At 65.9% G+C, this 17682-nt stretch carries 15 protein-coding genes and 1 tRNA gene; 5 read left to right on the plus strand and 11 right to left on the minus strand.

The window, feature by feature from the left end; translation table 11 throughout:
• Positions 1-130: 130 nt before the first annotated feature.
• Positions 131-1494, plus strand: a protein-coding gene (locus tag CFB46_RS01270; RefSeq protein WP_089499319.1) for an IS3-like element ISBmu5 family transposase whose coding sequence is annotated in 2 segments (ribosomal slippage) — positions 131-593 and positions 593-1494 — 1365 coding nt in all. Because the reading frame shifts where the segments join, the coding sequence is not laid out codon by codon here.
• A gap of 51 nt (positions 1495-1545) precedes the next feature.
• Here CFB46_RS01270 and CFB46_RS01275 read toward each other — a convergent pair.
• From CFB46_RS01275 to recA, 9 genes are all read right to left on the minus strand, one after another.
• The gene (locus CFB46_RS01275) at positions 1546-1896 is read right to left on the minus strand and encodes a TonB family protein (RefSeq protein ID WP_027785323.1); all 351 of its coding nucleotides are present in this window, start codon (positions 1894-1896) and stop codon (positions 1546-1548) included.
• Between the two features lie 450 nt (positions 1897-2346).
• Positions 2347-4125: a PglL family O-oligosaccharyltransferase gene (locus CFB46_RS01285; RefSeq protein WP_089499153.1), complete on the minus strand. Its 1779-nt coding sequence runs from the start codon at positions 4123-4125 to the stop codon at positions 2347-2349.
• Positions 4126-4281: 156 nt separating this feature from the next.
• On the minus strand, positions 4282-4878 hold the full coding sequence (locus tag CFB46_RS01290) for a pilin (protein WP_027785325.1): 597 nt from the start codon (positions 4876-4878) through the stop codon (positions 4282-4284).
• 97 nt (positions 4879-4975) lie between these two features.
• On the minus strand, positions 4976-5680 hold the full coding sequence (locus CFB46_RS01295; protein ID WP_027785326.1) for a TerC family protein: 705 nt from the start codon (positions 5678-5680) through the stop codon (positions 4976-4978).
• A 156-nt stretch (positions 5681-5836) separates the two neighbouring features.
• Positions 5837-6718 (minus strand): succinate--CoA ligase subunit alpha, encoded by an 882-nt coding sequence (gene sucD / locus CFB46_RS01300; protein ID WP_006477916.1) that lies wholly within the window; start codon positions 6716-6718, stop codon positions 5837-5839.
• Positions 6719-6782: 64 nt separating this feature from the next.
• A complete protein-coding gene (gene sucC, locus CFB46_RS01305) occupies positions 6783-7949 on the minus strand; it encodes an ADP-forming succinate--CoA ligase subunit beta (protein ID WP_006491644.1) in 1167 nt (388 codons plus the stop codon).
• 68 nt (positions 7950-8017) lie between these two features.
• On the minus strand, positions 8018-8626 hold the full coding sequence (locus tag CFB46_RS01310; protein WP_027785327.1) for a DUF2889 domain-containing protein: 609 nt from the start codon (positions 8624-8626) through the stop codon (positions 8018-8020).
• 145 nt (positions 8627-8771) lie between these two features.
• Positions 8772-9635 (minus strand): recombination regulator RecX, encoded by an 864-nt coding sequence (gene recX, locus CFB46_RS01315; RefSeq protein WP_027785328.1) that lies wholly within the window; start codon positions 9633-9635, stop codon positions 8772-8774.
• Complete coding sequence (gene recA / locus CFB46_RS01320; protein ID WP_027785329.1) at positions 9635-10705, minus strand: recombinase RecA; 1071 nt, start codon at positions 10703-10705, stop codon at positions 9635-9637. The genes recX and recA overlap by 1 nt, the downstream gene beginning before the upstream one ends.
• 186 nt (positions 10706-10891) lie before the next feature.
• Here recA and CFB46_RS01325 point away from each other — a divergent pair, with 186 nt between their 5' ends.
• From CFB46_RS01325 to CFB46_RS01345, 4 genes are all read left to right on the plus strand, one after another.
• Positions 10892-11620 (plus strand): response regulator transcription factor, encoded by a 729-nt coding sequence (locus CFB46_RS01325; RefSeq protein ID WP_027785330.1) that lies wholly within the window; start codon positions 10892-10894, stop codon positions 11618-11620.
• 17 nt (positions 11621-11637) lie between these two features.
• Positions 11638-13185 carry a sensor histidine kinase gene (locus tag CFB46_RS01330; RefSeq protein WP_027785331.1) on the plus strand — a complete coding sequence of 516 codons (1548 nt, stop codon included), beginning with the start codon at positions 11638-11640 and terminating at the stop codon, positions 13183-13185.
• Positions 13186-13412: 227 nt separating this feature from the next.
• Positions 13413-15071 carry an MFS transporter gene (locus tag CFB46_RS01335; RefSeq protein ID WP_027785332.1) on the plus strand — a complete coding sequence of 553 codons (1659 nt, stop codon included), beginning with the start codon at positions 13413-13415 and terminating at the stop codon, positions 15069-15071.
• Positions 15072-15230: 159 nt separating this feature from the next.
• Positions 15231-15307: transfer RNA gene (locus CFB46_RS01345), tRNA-Met, on the plus strand.
• A 232-nt stretch (positions 15308-15539) separates the two neighbouring features.
• Here CFB46_RS01345 and CFB46_RS01350 read toward each other — a convergent pair.
• On the minus strand, positions 15540-16511 hold the full coding sequence (locus CFB46_RS01350) for a LysR family transcriptional regulator (RefSeq protein WP_027785333.1): 972 nt from the start codon (positions 16509-16511) through the stop codon (positions 15540-15542).
• 175 nt (positions 16512-16686) lie between these two features.
• Positions 16687-17661 (minus strand): GlxA family transcriptional regulator, encoded by a 975-nt coding sequence (locus tag CFB46_RS01355; RefSeq protein ID WP_027785334.1) that lies wholly within the window; start codon positions 17659-17661, stop codon positions 16687-16689.
• Positions 17662-17682: the final 21 nt, after the last annotated feature.

Below are 17682 nucleotides of genomic sequence, written 5' to 3' on the forward strand. Positions count from 1 at the left end.
CATCGGGCATGCGCGGCGCAACGGCCGCGCGAAACGGGGCCGCCGGCCAGCGGCAAAAACGGACGGAAAACGGCGCGCAGTGAACTGCACCCCAAAAGTTGGACTAGATCCAACCTTTGGGGTGTTTTTCATGACGAAGTACGACGAACGTTTCCGACGTCAGGTGGTTCAGGCATACCTGGCTGGAGAGGCTGGGACCAAGACACTTGCGCATCGTTACGGCGTGGGTAGCACGATGGTCCGACGTTGGGTGGCGAGCTATCGCGAGCATGGCGAAGACGGACTGAGCAAGAAGCACAGCCACTACGACGCGCGATTCAAGCTATCGGTGCTCCAACGGATGTGGCGCGATGAGTTGTCATATGCCCGAGTGGCGGTGATATTCGGCATTCGCAATGAACGGAGCATCCCGGTTTGGGAGCGCCTGTATCATGAGGGCGGTATAGAAGCCTTGATGCCTCGTCGCCGAGGACGTCCCCCGAAGATGACCACCTTGCCGCCACCGAAGCCTACCGATGATGCCGCGCAGAAAGAGCCGAGCCGCGAGGAACTGCTCAAGGAAATCGTGTATTTGCGCGCGGAGGTGGCATACCTAAAAAAGCTCGATGCGCTGCTGCAATCAAAGAAGCAGACAGCGCCCAGGAAAAAACGCAAATAATACGTGAGCTTAGGCAATGCCATCCGGTAGCCGCGTTACTGAAGGCGGCAGGTCTGGCACGCAGCACGTTCTATTACCAACTCAAGGTATTGGATGCTGGCGATCGGTATGCGGATCTCAAAGTGAAGATCCGGAGCGTGTACGACCACCACAAGGGCCGTTACGGCTATCGGCGAATCACGACAGTGATCCGGCAAGCGGGACACGCGATCAATCACAAGACCGTGCAGCGGTTGATGGGACAACTGCAGTTGAAATCTCTGGTACGCCCGAAGAGATATCGTTCCTGGCGAGGCGAAGTCGGCCGCGTTGCCCCAAATCTACTGCGGCGGCAGTTTGATGCTGAACGCCCGAATCAGAAGTGGGTGACCGACGTGACCGAATTCAATGTAGGGGGCCAAAAGCTCTATCTGTCGCCGGTAATGGACTTGTACAACGGGGAGATCGTCGCTTACCAAATGGATGAGCGCCCGAGCTTCGAGTTGGTCAGCGGCATGTTGAAGAAGGCGGTGGCCAAGCTCGATGATGAAGGACGGCCGTTACTGCATTCGGATCAAGGCTGGCAGTATCAGATGCCCGCCTACCGTCGGTTGTTGAAGCAGCATGCGCTCACCCAGAGCATGTCGCGCAGAGGTAACTGCCTTGATAACGCAGCCATGGAGAGCTTCTTCGGCACGCTGAAATCCGAGTGCTATCGGCTGGCGCGCTTTACGAACGTGGAGCAGTTGCGAGATGCGTTGAGCCGCTACATTCACTACTACAACCACGAACGCATCAAGCTCAAATTAAACGGGCTGAGTCCCGTGCAATACAGGACTCAGCCCTCGGCCGCTTAGATTTTAACCGTCCAACTTCGTGGGGTCAGTTCACAGCGCGCCGTCCGCACATCACTGCCCGCGCTGCGGCTCGAACACGAACGGCTGGGTCAGCAGGAACGGATTCGCGGTCGCGCCCGTCTGCGCACAGGTCGCGTGCGTCATCGCTTCGACGGCCGCGCGATCGGCCGCCGCATTGCGGCTGCTCGTCGTCACGGTGACGTTCTGCGCTTCGCCGGACGTCGTCATCAACGCACGCACCAGCACGGTCACCGGACGCGTGAGCGGCTTCGCGGTATCCGGATAGACGGCACGCGGAATGTGGCAGGTCAGCTTGCTTTCCTGTGACGACGACAGCATCGCGCAGCCGGAAAACAGCATCGCGACGGCGGGCAGGATCAGGTAGGTCGAGCGAATGGCCATGGTCGAATATCGTTCTTCAGCACTGTTCTGGGCACACGCGCCGCGCGACGGAAGCCCTCCCCGCCCGCATCGCGTGTGTCGCACTGCGCCGCGGCCATCGGACCGGCGCCCCGTTACGGCCGCACGGCGAGCCAGGCTCGACCGCGATCCTGCCCGGCGAAATGCCCGGATAGCCGGGAAGTTTCCGTGTTCGCGCCGGCTACGCCCCACGCCGGCGCGCACGCCGACGCTTTCGCGCATTGTGCACGCGCCGCCCCGCCAGCGGCGGCAATTTGACAATGGTTGACGCGAATCGCCGCCCATTCGACCGGAATCCGCGCGATCCGCGAGGTAATCGAGACCCGACCGGATCGGCACGCTACGCGCCGCGTCGTGTTGCTCCGACGTCAGCCGCCTTCAGCGCGACGCAATCGACGCCGGCATTCCCCGTTCCGGCGAGCACGATCTGCGTCAATCCGAATCGTCGTCGTCCGAATCGTCGCCCTCATCGGCCGGCACTTCCCCGTACTTCGCGACGACGGCCGCCCGGAATGCCTTCAGCGCCGGCTCCTGGTCGCACAGCTTGTACAACGAGGCCAGCTGTTGCGGCCAGTCCTTCAATTCCTTCGCAAACACATGCAGGCGCGCGACGGTATCGAGGGCGTCGGCTTCGCGGCCGGCCAGCGCCTGCAGCACCGCGTAGCGGCGCAGCACCGTCTCGCCCGGCAGCAGCGCGATCGCACGCTCGTGCGCGGCGAGCTTGGCCGGCAAATCGTCCCGCGAAATCGGGAGCAGCGTCGCCGCACCGTAATCGCCCCACGCGCCGAACAGCAGCGACGGCGCATCGCGGTACTGCTCGGCCGGGCTGCTGCCGTAATAGAGCACTTCCGCGCGCTGGTAGTCGCGCAGCACGGGCACCGCCGCCAGCACGCCGCCGAACGACAGCACCGCGAACAGCCCGAATGCCGCACGCCCCGGCAGGACACGCAGCGGCTTCACCTCAAGCAACCCGATCACGAACATCGCCGGCAGCAGGAAGAACATGTATTGCTGCGGATACTCGACCAGCGCATGCATCAGCAGGATGCCGATCAGCGCGAAGCCGAACACGCGCATGCTCGACTGCGGCGCCCGCACCGCGCGTACGAACCACGTGACGAGCGTGACGGCGAGCACGCCGAGCCCGACGAGACCGGACTTCGCGAGCAGGTCGATGAAGATGTCGTGCGAATTGTTCGCGATCTCGACGCCGCCGAGCGTGCGCACGAGCGCGAACTGGTGCGACGGAAATTCGCCCCAACCGACCCCGAGTAGCGGATGCTCGCGGAACATCGCGAGCCCGTACTTCCACAGCGCGAGGCGCGGCGCGATCTGCCCGGCGTCGCGCATCCGGTCGGCGGCCGACTCCGCGAGATTCAGGTGGTAGTGCACGTTGGCCCAGCGCACCGCGACGTTCACCGCGATGAAGGCGACCGCGAGCACGACCGGTATCAGCCATGCACGCGCATTGCCGGGCGTGCGGCGCGATTCGACCCACGCCATCCAGAAGCCCGCGACGACCATCACCGCGACCTGCAGCCACGGCCCGCGCGACACGGTCAGCGCGAGACCGACCGACAGCACGAGCGACAGCGCGAGCCACGCCCACACCGCGAGCCGGCGAGTCTGCACCAGGTACAGCGCACCCGCGAGCGCAAAGGCGATGTAGCTGGCCAGGTGATTCGCCTGCGCCATGTTGCCGTATGGACGGCGGTCGACCGCGATGTTGTACACCACGACGAACGGCGAGACGGCCGACTCGAGGTGGAACAGCTGCACGATCTGGGTCCCGACCGCGAACACGCCGCCGACCAGCAGCGCACCGGCCATCATCCGCGACACGATTTCCGCCATCCCGTCGCGCGCAAGCGCGTAGCCGGCCTGCATTGCAACCAGCGCGGCGGCGAGATAACCGATCGCCAGCCAGTTCATCGACGGCACCTTGAGCGGGATCAGCGCAACCTGCGCGATCAGCACCACCGCGAAGCCGAGCGGCACGGCGAACGCAGCCGGCGCGGCAAACGGCTCGGTCGGACGGCCGGTGCGCGCGAGCAGCACGACGGACACGCCTACCAGCAGATACAGCACCAGCGCGGAAAACTCGGAATAGAAGGTCGGGATCGGATACGTGTGATTCGTGATCGCGTACGGCAAGATCAGGGCGACAGCCAGCGCAACGAGCGACAACGAACGGGAAAAAGTAGAAGGCATGAGCGAACCGGATGTCAGCAACCGGCGCACTATACAAAACTTTCCCCGCTCTGTGCGGGGCTGTCGCTCCGCGAACCGGCGCGGGGCCGCAGCCCCCGCCGGCCGAATCGGCGGCCGGCAGGCCGCATGCGCGGCCGCCCGCCTTCTGCGCCGGCCTTACGCGCGGCACTCCGCGGGTGCATATTTCGCGGGCAGCGTCGCGGCGTCTCCCGGCAACGGCCCCGCTCCCGGCGCCGGCAGCGACGATGCGTCCTTGCCGGCGGCAAAGCATTCCCACGCAATCGCGCCCGCCTGTATCGCCCCCTTTTTGAGCGGCACGCGCGCGGTGGGCGCATCGGCCTTGTCGGGCGCAGACGGCACGAGCACCAGCGTATTCGCGCCGGCCGCGGCCACGTGGGAGGTGAACGCGACCCTGATCTGCCCGGTAGCGCCGTCGATCGTGACGGATTCGACGTTGCGGGTCGCGGCAGGCGGGCTGTAGCCACCGTCGAGGCTCGCGCCGCTCGCGGCATTGTCGGCAACCGCGAGCCGCGCGGACGACGCGAGCGCAAGCCCCTCGCCGACGCGCGACCGCGCGAGGTAATCCTGGTACGCGGGAATCGCGTAGGCCGCGACGACGCCGACGATCGCCAGCACGATCATCAGTTCGATCAGCGTGAAGCCGGCCGGCCGCCAGCGCGGCGACGGCCGGTTCGCGCGCCGGAGATCGGCGGCAACGCGACGGAACAGGGAAACGGAAAAGGCTTCGAACATGACAGGGGCTCCGGAAACGAAAAACGCCTGCCGATACAGGCAGGCGTCTCGATCGTAGCCAGCGGGCCGCGAGGCCGACAGTCGGCCGGATGGCCAGTCAGTGCGCGTGCGGCACGTTGCGGCGTTTCCTGAGCGCGTAACCGATCGCGACGACGAACAGCGCGCCGGCGATGCTCGCGCCGTACACCACCGACGGCGTATCGAGCACCGGCCAGCGATCGCCAACCGGGTCGTTCACGATCAACCCGCCCGCGATCCAGCCGAGCAGCCCGGCGCCCAACGCCACGACGACCGGGAAACGGTCGAGCAGCTTCAGCACCAGCGTGCTGCCCCATACGATGATCGGCACGCTGACGACGAGCCCGAAGATCACGAGCGCGAGCCGGTGCGACGGATCGGCCTGCTCGGCCGCGCCGGCGATCGCGATCACGTTGTCGAGGCTCATGACCGCATCGGCGATCACGATCGTCTTCACGGCGTCCCACAGCCGGTCGGCCGGCTTGATGTTGTCGTGCGCGTCGGCGGCCGGCGCCATCAGCTTGATGCCGATCCACAGCAGCAGCAGCCCGCCGCCGAGCTTCAGGAACGGCACGTCGAGCAGCGCCACCGCGAACGTGATCAGCGCGACACGCAGCAGGATCGCCCCTGCGGTGCCCCAGACGACGCCGCGCAGCCGCTGGTTCGCCGGCAGATTGCGGCACGCGAGCGCGATCACGACCGCGTTGTCGCCGCCGAGCAGGATATCGATGATGACGATCTGGAGAATGGCGCCCCAGTGCAGCGAGGTCAGGAATTCGAGCATGGCCGTGAGGAAAGGACGGCGGCCGCCCGCGGGCGACCCGGTTCATCGCCGGCACATGCAGGACGCATGCCCGGTGCTTACGAATTCATTGCGCGAGCATAACAAAAAACGCCGGCTAAGCCGGCGTTTTCTGCAGGACGAGCCCGAGGGAAATGATTACAGCGCCTTCTTCAGCAGACGGCCCATTTCCGACGGGTTGCGCGTGACGGTGATGCCGCACGCTTCCATGATTTCCAGCTTCGCTTCGGCCGTATCCGCACCGCCCGAGATCAGCGCGCCGGCGTGGCCCATGCGCTTGCCCGGAGGCGCCGTGACGCCAGCGATGAAGCCGACGACCGGCTTCTTCATGTTGTCCTTGATCCACTCGGCGGCGTTGGCTTCGTCCGGACCGCCGATTTCGCCGATCATCACGACCGCATCCGTATCCGGATCGTCGTTGAACATCTTCATCACGTCGATGTGCTTCAGACCGTTGATCGGGTCGCCGCCGATACCGACTGCCGACGACTGGCCGAGGCCGAGTGCCGTCAGCTGGGCAACTGCTTCATACGTCAGCGTGCCCGAACGCGACACGACGCCGATGCGGCCCTTGCGGTGGATGTGACCCGGCATGATGCCGATCTTCAGTTCGTCCGGCGTGATCGTGCCCGGGCAGTTCGGCCCGAGCAGCAGCGTCTTGCGGCCTTCGCGACGCATGCGGTCCTTCACTTCGATCATGTCACGGACGGGGATGCCTTCCGTGATGCAGATCGCGAGATCCAGATCGGCTTCGACCGCTTCCCAGATCGCAGCGGCTGCGCCTGCCGGCGGAACGTAGATAACCGACACGGTCGCGCCGGTTTCCGCCTTCGCTTCCTTGACGCTCGCGTAGATCGGAATGCCTTCGAAATCCTCGCCGGCCTTCTTCGGGTTCACGCCCGCGACGAATGCTTCGCGGCCGTTTGCGTATTCACGGCAGGCGCGCGTATGGAACTGACCGGTTTTGCCGGTAATGCCCTGCGTGATGACCTTCGTGTCCTTGTTGATCAGAATCGACATGTATTTTGACCTCTGTTCGATGGGCGTCGCGTGCAAGCCGCGCCGCCATGCGTATTCGATAGCGTTACTTGCCTGCGGCAGCCGCGACGACCTTCTGCGCAGCCTCTTCCATGCTGTCAGCCGAGATGATCGGCAGGCCCGAATCGGCCAGCATCTTCTTGCCGAGGTCTTCGTTCGTGCCCTTCATGCGCACGACGAGCGGCACGTTCAGGTTCACGGCCTTCGAACCGGCGATCACGCCTTCCGCGATCACGTCGCAGCGCATGATGCCGCCGAAGATGTTCACGAGGATCGCCTTCAGACCCGGGTTCTTCAGCATCAGCTTGAACGCTTCGGTGACCTTCTCGGTCGTCGCGCCACCGCCGACGTCCAGGAAGTTCGCCGGTTCGCCGCCGAACAGCTTGATGGTGTCCATCGTCGCCATCGCTAGGCCTGCGCCGTTCACGAGGCAGCCGATGTTGCCGTCGAGCGAGATGTACGCGAGGTCGAACTTCGACGCTTCGATTTCAGCCGGATCTTCTTCGTCCAGATCGCGGTACGCGACGATTTCCGGGTGACGGAACAGCGCGTTCGAGTCGAAGTTGAACTTCGCGTCGAGTGCGGTGACCTTGCCGTCGCCGGAGACGTTCAGCGGGTTGATTTCAGCCAGCGATGCGTCGGTTTCCCAGAATGCCTTGTACAGGCCTTGCAGGATCGCGCGCGCTTGCGGAATCGACGCAGCCGGCACGCCGATCTTCGCGGCGAGATCGTCGGCCTGGGCATCCAGCAGGCCCGTCGACGGCTCGACGATGACCTTGTGGATCAGTTCCGGATGCTTTTCGGCGACTTCCTCGATGTCCATGCCGCCTTCGCTCGAACCCATCAGAACGATCTTTTGCGACACGCGATCGACGACGAGGCTGACATACAGTTCCTGCTTGATGTCGGCGCCTTCCTCGATCATCAGGCGGTTGACCTTCTGGCCTTCCGGACCGGTCTGGTGCGTGACGAGCTGCATGCCGAGGATCTGGTTCGCGTATTCGCGCACCTGTTCGATCGACTTCGCCACCTTCACGCCGCCGCCCTTGCCACGGCCGCCTGCGTGAATCTGAGCCTTCACGACCCAAACCGGGCCGCCGAGCTCTTCCGCCACCTTGACGGCCTCGTCCACCGAGAACGCCGGCTTGCCGCGCGGTACCGCGACGCCGAATTTCCGCAGGATTTCCTTACCCTGGTACTCGTGAATCTTCATGCGTGATTCCCTTCAGTCTGAGAGTTGGATGAAATGTCGCTTAAGACGCTTCTTCGAATGATTTCCGTTCATTCCTTCGTGCTGCCTTCACCGGGCAGATCCGGCCGAATCGGGCCATACCAGCGCGGGTAGTACTGCCGCACGACCTCGCCGTCGAATCGCAGCGCACGGCAGCGGCCGAGCTGGAACGGCGGTTCGGCGTGCACGCCGTCATGATCCGGCCCTTCGCCGCCCTCCTCGCGCACGTTCCACACATCACCGGCGAACGCCTGGATCGCGGCCGTCGGCAGCACGGCGCACAGTTCGGTGAGATGGGAACAGCCTGCGACGCCGGCGAGCAGCCGGTTCGCGTTGCGGCGGAAATTGCGGAAGAGATTGAGCCCGATGAGGGCCCGATAGGCAGGCGGGGCGGATTGACAGTGACCGGGATAGGGCACCCATTCCGAAGACGCTTCGGCGTCGACGACATTGAGGTCACGATCGATGGTCACGCGCAGCCAGAGTTCGTGGATCGGCAGGCCCTGGGGCCGGATGCCCGACGCAAGTGCGACATCGCGCGGCTTGTGGTCGGTCAGGCAGGCTTCGATGTCCCACAAGCCGTCGCCGCGCTCGTAGGCTTCCGCTCGGATTGCGCGTCGATGTCGCAACTGACGGGGCACGGGCTCGGATAGCGGCATGCTGGAGGTTGAGGCCGAAGAGGAAAACCGGTGGATTTTAGCATATTGGGTATTTGAGACAGTTTGCCGCGACGGCGGGTATTCCCGCCTGCCGGAAGCGGTTGCAATGCAGCAAAATCGCGCGCCACACGCGCGGCCGGGCGCGTCAGTCGTCGATCGGGAAATCGTCGCCGACTTTCAGCAACTTCACGATGGTCGCACTCGAGAAGCCGCGGGCGGCAAGGAAGCGCGCCTGCTTCGCGCGCTCCGCGGGCGTTTGCGGCAGTGCACCGAATTTCTTGCGCCAGACGGCCTGCGCGCGCGTCAACTCGGTCTCGCGCAATTGCGCATTCACCTCTTCGACGAGACTGTCACCGACCGCATGGCGCTTCAGCTCGCTGACGATGCGCGCGACGCCGACGCGCGATGCGCGGCGATGCACGAGGCTCTCGGCGAAGCGCGCGTCGGACAGCCAGCCTTCCTTTTCCAGCGCATCGAGGACCGGTTCGACGGATTCGTCCTCGCCGACGTAGGGGGCGAGCTTGCGCGCGAGCTCCGTGCGGCTGTATTCGCGCCTCGACAGATAGCCGAGCGCGCGGCCCTTCAACGACCGCGGCGGCTTCGACGACTTGCGCTCGCCGGCGCCCGGAGCGTCGCTTGAAGCAGCGCCGGAAGACGCGCCGGCTGCGCGGCGTGTGCGGCGCGGATGCTGGCTGCTGCGCGTATAGACATCTTCTGCCGCGGGCGAATCGGCTGCGCGATCGCCCGGGAAGCGGACACCGGACACGCGACGGCGGGAGCGATCGTGTGCGTCGAACGACTCATCGTCGTCGAACGGATCGTCCGGTGCGGCAATCTCAAATGAAACGAGGGCATCGTCGGATGCCCTCGTCGCGGTGCGGTTCGCGGCGTTGCCGCCTGCGTCCCGCCGGTCGGCGCCCGAGGATCCGGCTCGCCGGCCGGAGCGACCCGCCGTTTCGGGCGCGTCGCTCTCTTCCGTCTCGCCAGCCTGACCTCGGCGCCCGACCATCACTCTTCTTCGTCCAACACCTCGGCTTCGTTGCCAGCGCCATCAGGCATTGCGACGACGCCGAGCGATTCGCGAATGCGGTTCTCGATCTCGCGTGCGATTTCCGGATTCTCACGCAGGAATTCGCGCGCGTTGTCCTTGCCCTGGCCGATCTTCTCGCCGTTGTAGCTGTACCAGGCGCCCGCCTTGTCGACGATCTTCGCCTGCACGCCGAGATCGATGATCTCGCCCTGACGCGAAATGCCTTCGCCATACAGGATGTCGAAGATCGCTTCGCGGAACGGCGGCGCCACCTTGTTCTTGACGACCTTCACGCGGGTCTCGTTGCCGATCACCTCGTCGTTCTTCTTGATCGAGCCGATCCGGCGGATGTCGAGACGCACCGACGAGTAGAACTTCAGTGCGTTGCCGCCCGTCGTGGTTTCCGGATTGCCGAACATCACGCCGATCTTCATCCGGATCTGGTTGATGAAGATCACGAGGCAGTTCGTGCGCTTGATCGTGCCGGTCAGCTTGCGCAGCGCCTGCGACATCAGGCGAGCCTGCAGGCCCGGCAGCGAATCGCCCATCTCGCCTTCGATTTCGGCCTTCGGCACGAGCGCCGCGACCGAGTCGATGACGATCATGTCGATCGAGCCCGAGCGCACCAGCGCGTCGGTGATTTCCAGCGCCTGCTCGCCGGTGTCCGGCTGCGAGATCAGCAGTTCCGGCACGTTCACGCCGAGCTTCGACGCGTACTGAACGTCGAGCGCGTGCTCGGCATCGATGAAGGCTGCCGTGCCGCCGATCTTCTGCAGTTCGGCGATGACCTGCAGCGTGAGCGTGGTTTTACCGGACGATTCCGGACCGTAGATCTCGACCACCCGGCCGCGCGGCAGGCCGCCGACGCCAAGCGCGATGTCGAGACCCAGCGAACCCGTGGAGACGACCTGGATGTCCTCGGCCGCCTCGGCGTCGCCCATGCGCATGATCGACCCTTTGCCGAACTGCTTCTCGATCTGCGCGAGTGCGGCCGCCAGCGCCTTGCTCTTCTCGGCGGTCATCCCGGAGCCCTTCTTGCTATCTTCCATGAATCGTCCTTTGCTATGATGAGCAGCGTCTGTTGGAGGCGCGCCCGCTTCAAGCGCTGCCCACGAATTCAGACACTGTATAAAAAAACAGTGTTTTGTGCAAGCCCGCAATGCAGAGCGTTGTACACGAATAACTTCGGAGACAGCCGCACCGGCGAGAACGCCCTGCCGGCATCGGTCAGCAACATGCGAATTCTCATCGCCGAAGACGACAGCATACTCGCGGACGGCCTCACCCGGTCACTCCGCCAATCGGGCTATGCCGTCGATCACGTGAAGAGCGGCGTCGACGCCGACACCGCGCTGTCCATGCAGACTTTCGACCTGCTGATCCTCGATCTCGGGCTACCGAAAATGTCCGGGCTCGACGTCCTCAAGCGCCTGCGCGCACGCAATTCCAATCTGCCCGTGCTGATCCTGACCGCCGCCGACAGCGTCGACGAACGCGTGAAGGGGCTCGACCTCGGCGCCGACGACTACATGGCCAAGCCGTTCGCGCTCAACGAGCTCGAGGCGCGCGTGCGCGCGCTGACCCGGCGCGGCGCCGGCGGCGGCCCGACCGTCGTGCGCCATGGCTCGCTCGCGTTCGACCAGGTCGGCCGCATCGCGTATGCGAACGATCACGTGCTCGATCTCTCCGCGCGCGAACTCGGCCTGCTCGAGGTGCTGCTGCAGCGGATCGGCCGCCTCGTGTCGAAGGAACAGCTCGTCGATCATCTGTGCGAATGGGGCGAGGAAGTCAGCAACAACGCGATCGAAGTCTACGTGCACCGGCTGCGCAAGAAGATCGAACCGAGCGGCGTGCGGATCTCGACCGTGCGCGGCCTCGGCTATTGCCTCGAGAAAGTCGCGCCCGCGACGCCGGCCAACACGGCGGCGCCCCAGCCCGCGGCGGCCGGCACGCCGCTGCGCTGACGCCGGGCGGCGCCGCGATGGCCACGCCGGCCCATTCCCGCCACCCGACCGGCGCGCCGTCGTCGGCTGCCGACGAGGCGCGCGACGCGCGCTACGAGAACCCGTTCGCGCCGCCCGACGAAACCGAATCGCCCGAAACGCCGCGCCCGCGCTCGCTGTTCGGCGAAATCCTCGACTGGATGCTCGCGCCGCTGCTGCTGTTGTGGCCGATGAGCATCGCCGTCACCTATCTCGTCGCGAAAACGATCGCGAACAGCCCGTTCGACCGCGCGCTCGAGACCAACGCATACGTGCTCGCACGGCAGATCCACCCGGTCAACGGCGTCGCCGAGCTGACGCTGCCGGAGCAAACGCGCGACTTCCTGCGCGCGGACAACGTCGACAGCGTCTACTTCCAGGTGCTCGGCACGCGCGGCGAGCTGGTCGCGGGCGAGGCCGACATGCCGCTGCCGCGCGACGAGGACCGCCCGCCGCCGGGCGTCGTCGTGTTCCGCGACGACCTGCTGCGCGGCAACGACGTGCGCGTCGCGTATACGACCGTCGAGCTGCCGCAGGCGAGCGGCGCGCAGCCCGTGCTCGTGCAGGTCGGCGAAACGCTCGACAAGCGCAACGCGCTCGCGAACGACATCATCAAGGGCGTGATCCTGCCGCAATTCGTGATCCTGCCGCTCGCGATCCTGCTCGTCTGGTTCGGGCTGTCGCGCGGGCTCGCACCGCTCAACGCGCTGCAGGCGCACATTCGCGCGCGGCGGCCCGATGACCTGTCGCCCGTCGAGGCGCAGCGCGCGCCGCCCGAGATCGAACCGCTCGTCACGTCGTTCAACGACCTGCTCGCGCGGCTCGAACAGAACATGGCGCTGCAGAAACGCTTCATCGCCGACGCCGCGCACCAGATGAAGACGCCGCTCGCGGGCCTGCGCACGCAGGCCGAGTTCGCGCTGCGCCACCCGGTGCCGCCCGACGTGCAGCGCTCGCTCGAGCAGATCGCGACGAGCTCCGAGCAGGCCGCGCGGCTCGTCACGCAACTGCTTGCGCTCGCGCGCGCCGAGAACCGCGCGAGCGGGCTCACGTTCGAGCCGGTCGAGATCGCCGCGCTCGCGCGGCGCACGGTGCGCGACTGGGTACAGGCCGCGCTCGCGAAACGCATGGACCTCGGGTACGAAGGCCCGGACGACGACGCGCCGCTCGACGTCGACGGCAATCCGGTGATGCTGCGCGAGATGCTCGGCAACCTGGTCGACAACGCGATCCGCTATACGCCCGAAGGCGGTCGCATCACCGTGCGCGTGCGTGCCGAGCCCGCGGCGCGGCTCGTGCATCTCGAAGTCGAGGATACGGGCCCGGGCATCCCGGCCGGCGAGCGCGAGCGTGTCGTCGAGCGCTTCTACCGGATCCTCGGCCGCGAAGGCGACGGCAGCGGCCTCGGGCTCGCGATCGTGCGCGAGATCGCCGCGCAGCACGGCGGCACGCTGACGCTCGACGATCACGTCTACCAGCACGCGCCGCGCCTCGCCGGCACGCTCGTGCGCATCAGCCTGCCGCTCACCGACACCGCCCCGGATTAACCCTGACGCGCATCGCCGCGGCTCGGCGCGAATACGTCGAAACCGGCGATTTACCGGACGTTCGTGCCACGATCGGCTCGCGAAGCGACCGATTCGACACGGGTTAACGCGCAGTCGTTTTGTACGCGCGAGTCAGTGCGCCGTAAGTTTCCGTGCCAATAATCGTCGACAGGCCCGCCCCTCCCAAGGCGGCCGCACATCTATATCAAGGGACTTGGAGACGATTCATGGCAACGTTAGGCGGGCAAATTTCGCACTCGCCGATGACGGGCGAAGAGAAGAAGGTGATCTTCGCGTCGTCGCTCGGCACCGTGTTCGAGTGGTACGACTTTTACCTGGCCGGGTCACTCGCGGCCTACATCAGCAAGAGCTTCTTCTCCGGCGTCAATCCGACCGCCGCGTTCATCTTCACGCTGCTCGGCTTCGCCGCCGGCTTCGCGGTGCGGCCGTTCGGCGCGATCGTGTTCGGCCGGCTCGGCGACCTCGTCGGCCGCAAGCACACGTTCCTCGTGACGATCGTGATCATGGGCGTCTCGACGTTCGTGGTCGGCTTCCTGCCCGGTTACGCATCGATCGGCATCGCCGCCCCCGTGATCTTCATCGCGATGCGGCTGCTGCAGGGCCTCGCGCTCGGCGGCGAGTACGGCGGCGCGGCGACCTACGTCGCCGAGCATGCGCCGGCCAACCGGCGCGGCTTCTACACCGCGTGGATCCAGACGACGGCCACGCTCGGCCTGTTCCTGTCGCTGCTCGTGATCCTCGGCGTGCGCACGTTCATCGGCGAGGAAGCGTTCGGCAGCTGGGGCTGGCGCGTGCCGTTCGTCGCGTCGATCCTGCTGCTCGCGGTGTCGGTGTGGATCCGGCTGCAGCTGAACGAATCGCCGGTGTTCCTGCGCATCAAGGCGGAGGGCAAGACGTCGAAGGCGCCGCTGACCGAAGCATTCGGCCAGTGGAAGAACCTGAAGATCGTGATCCTCGCGCTCATCGGCCTGACGGCCGGCCAGGCCGTCGTGTGGTACACGGGCCAGTTCTACGCGCTGTTCTTCCTCACGCAGACGCTGAAGGTCGACGGCGCCAGCGCGAACATCCTGATCGCGATCGCGCTCCTGATCGGCACGCCGTTCTTCCTGTTCTTCGGTTCGCTGTCGGACAAGATCGGCCGCAAGCCGATCATCCTCGCCGGCTGCCTGATCGCGGCGCTGACCTACTTCCCGCTGTTCAAGGCGCTCACGCACTACGCGAATCCGCAGCTCGAACTCGCGACGCAGAAGGCGCCGATCACGGTCGTCGCCGATCCGGCCACCTGTTCGTTCCAGTTCAACCCGGTCGGTACGTCGAAGTTCACCAGCTCGTGCGACATCGCGAAGGGCGCGCTCGCGAAGGCCGGCCTGAACTACGAGAACGTCGCGGCGCCGGCCGGTACGCCGGCTGAAATCAAGGTCGGCGACACGGTGATCCAGACCTACGACGGCAAGGCGGCCGACGCGAAGGCGCAGGGCGCCGCGTTCGACAAGACGCTCGCGTCGACGCTGAAGGGGGCCGGCTACCCGGCGAAGGCCGACCCGGCGCAACTCAACTGGCCGATGACGATCGTGATCCTGACGATCCTCGTGATCTACGTGACGATGGTCTACGGCCCGATCGCCGCGATGCTGGTCGAGATGTTCCCGACGCGGATCCGCTACACGTCGATGTCGCTGCCCTATCACATCGGCAACGGCTGGTTCGGCGGCTTCCTGCCGGCGACCGCGTTCGCGATCGTCGCGGCGAAGGGCAACATCTATTCGGGGCTCTGGTACCCGATCGTGATCGCGCTGGCCACCTTCGTGATCGGCCTGCTGTTCGTCAAGGAGACGAAGGACTCGGACATCTACGCGCAGGATTGATGGTGTGCGTGGAGCGGGGGACGGCCGGCGGAGATACGCCTTCCGGTGGCCGGCTCCCGGCCGTGATGGAGGTCGGCACGGGGCGGCGGCAACTTTTTTCGGGAAAGATGGAAAAAGGTATTGACAGCCGGACGGCCGATCGACATAATTCAAGTCTTCGGCGAATTAGCTCAGTCGGTTAGAGCGACGGAATCATAATCCGCAGGTCCGGGGTTCGAATCCCTGATTCGCCACCAAATGCGAAAAGCCGCTGTTTCGAAAGGAACAGCGGCTTTTTTCATTGCGTCACGCGTCAGTGACTTCCTGTCGCAACATCCCCGTCTGCATCAACACCCCACTCGCTCACGCATCGATGATGATCCAGCCCGGCCCATCAGCCACTCGGCCGCCCACGGCACGGATCGTGCAGCGGCGGCATTTGACGGAGCAACCGAAACGGCGCCAAGCGCTGCGCGCCGATGCGCAGCGTCACACGGCCACCGCCCCTCTCTGGAGCGCCGCCTGCACCTCCACCTTCCCCCGCCAGTTTTCCCCACCCTCCAGCGCCGGCGTCGACTCGAACAGCTCCGCGATCCAGTCGGCGAACACGCGCACCTTCTGCGACAGATGCCGGTTGTGCGGATAGACGATCGAGATCGGTTTCGGCTTCGGATTGCAGTCCGGCAGCACCTCGACCAGCGAGCCGTCGAGCAGGTTCGGCAGCACCATGAACAGCGTCGGCTGGATCATCCCGAAGCCTTCGAGCCCGCACGTCACGTACGCATCCGAATCGTTGACCGTGACGCTGGCGTTCATCCGCACCTCGAATGGCTTGCCGTCGATCATGAACACCCACGGAATCGCCCGCGCGCCATGGCTCGAACGAAAATTCACCGCATGATGATCGACGAGATCGGCAATCTCGTTCGGCTCGCCGTGGCGGGCGAGGTAATCGGGCGACGCGCACGTCACGCGCTTCAGCATCCCGATGCGCCGCGCGACCATCGACGAATCCTCGAGCGGCCCGACCCGGATCATGCAGTCGATGCCTTCCTCGACCGGATCGACGTAGCGGTCGGACAGCCCCAGCTCGAGCGTGATGTCCGGATAGCGCTGCCGGAAGACCGACAGCGACGGCAGCACGATGCGCCGCCCGAGCGAACTCGGCATGTGAACGCGCAGCATGCCGCTCGGCTTGCGGTTGCCGGCCTGGAAACTCGCGTCGGCCTCGGCGATCTCCGCGATGATCTTCATGCAATGCTCGTAGTACGCAGCGCCCTCCTGCGTCAGCGACAGCCGGCGCGTCGTCCGGTGCATCAGGCGCACGCCGAGCAGCGCCTCGAGATTCTGGATGATGGTCGTCACCGACGCGCGCGGCATCGCAAGCGTGTCGGCCGCCCGCGTGAAGCTGTTCGCGTCGACCACGCGGGTAAAAACTTCCATTGCCTGAATGCGGTCCATGCTGCTTCCCCCTTCGAATCGCCAACGGAACAGAATAGAGCGCGCGACGGGCGCGGCACAAGCCCCCGTCCATTGTTCTCATATCCTGAATAGTTCCAATGCTTCGGACTGGAAATCGACCCGTTTCCAATCAGTTCCGGGCGGCGTCGCGCCGGCCCCGCTCATCCGTCCAACGTTAGCGCACGAACCGCTCGCGATACCCCTGCGGCGACACGCCGAGCACGCGCACGAAGCTGCGCCGCAGCGTCTCCTCGGAACCGAAACCGCAACGCCCGGCAATCCGCTTGACGGGCCACGCCGTTTCGCCGAGCAGGCGTTGCGCGGCCTCGACACGGATCTGCTCGACCGCGCGCGCGGGCGTGCGGCCGGTTTCCGCGCGATAGTGGCGCACGAAGCTGCGCTCGCTCATGCTCACGCGCTCGGCGAGCGCGGGCACTGACAAGTCGGCCGTCAGGTGCTCGGCCATCCATGCGTGCAGCTCGCCGAACCGGTCGGCGGTGCGCTGCATCGACAGCATCGTGCTGAACTGCGCCTGCCCGCCCGGACGCTTCAGGAACACGACGAGTTCTCGCGCGACGTCGAGCGCGGTCGCCCGCCCGAGATCCTCCTCGACCAGCGCGAGCGCGAGATCGATGCCGGCCGTCACGCCGGCCGACGTCCACAGCGCGCCTTCGCGGATGAAGATCGGGTCCGGCTCGACGCGCACGTTCGGGTAGCGCGCCGCGAATTCGTCGCAGCGCGCCCAATGCGTGACCGCGCGCCGGCCGTCGAGCAGGCCGGCTTCCGCGAGCAGAAACGCGCCGGTGCAGACGGACGCCACGCGCCGCGCGCGCCCGGCCTGCTGCCGCACCCAGCGCACCACCCGCGCATCCTTCGATGCCGCATGCACGCCCTTGCCGCCGGCGACGATCAGCGTATCCGGACGGCGCGCGGCCGCGCTGAGCGACTCGGCCATCACGACGAGGCCCGACGACGTCTCGACGGGCCCCGCTTCGACGGCCACGACGCGCGGCGCATACGGCGCCGGCTGCCCGCGCTCCAGCGCGAGCTCGTTGACGGACGCGAACACCTGCAGCGGCCCCGTCACATCGAGCAATTGCGCACGGGGAAACGCGAGGACCAGGATCGAACGCGGGGCGGCGGCAGGCATGTCCATTGGCTGAAAACGTGG

The organism is Burkholderia sp. HI2761, assembly GCF_002223355.1.
Taxonomy (GTDB): domain Bacteria; phylum Pseudomonadota; class Gammaproteobacteria; order Burkholderiales; family Burkholderiaceae; genus Burkholderia.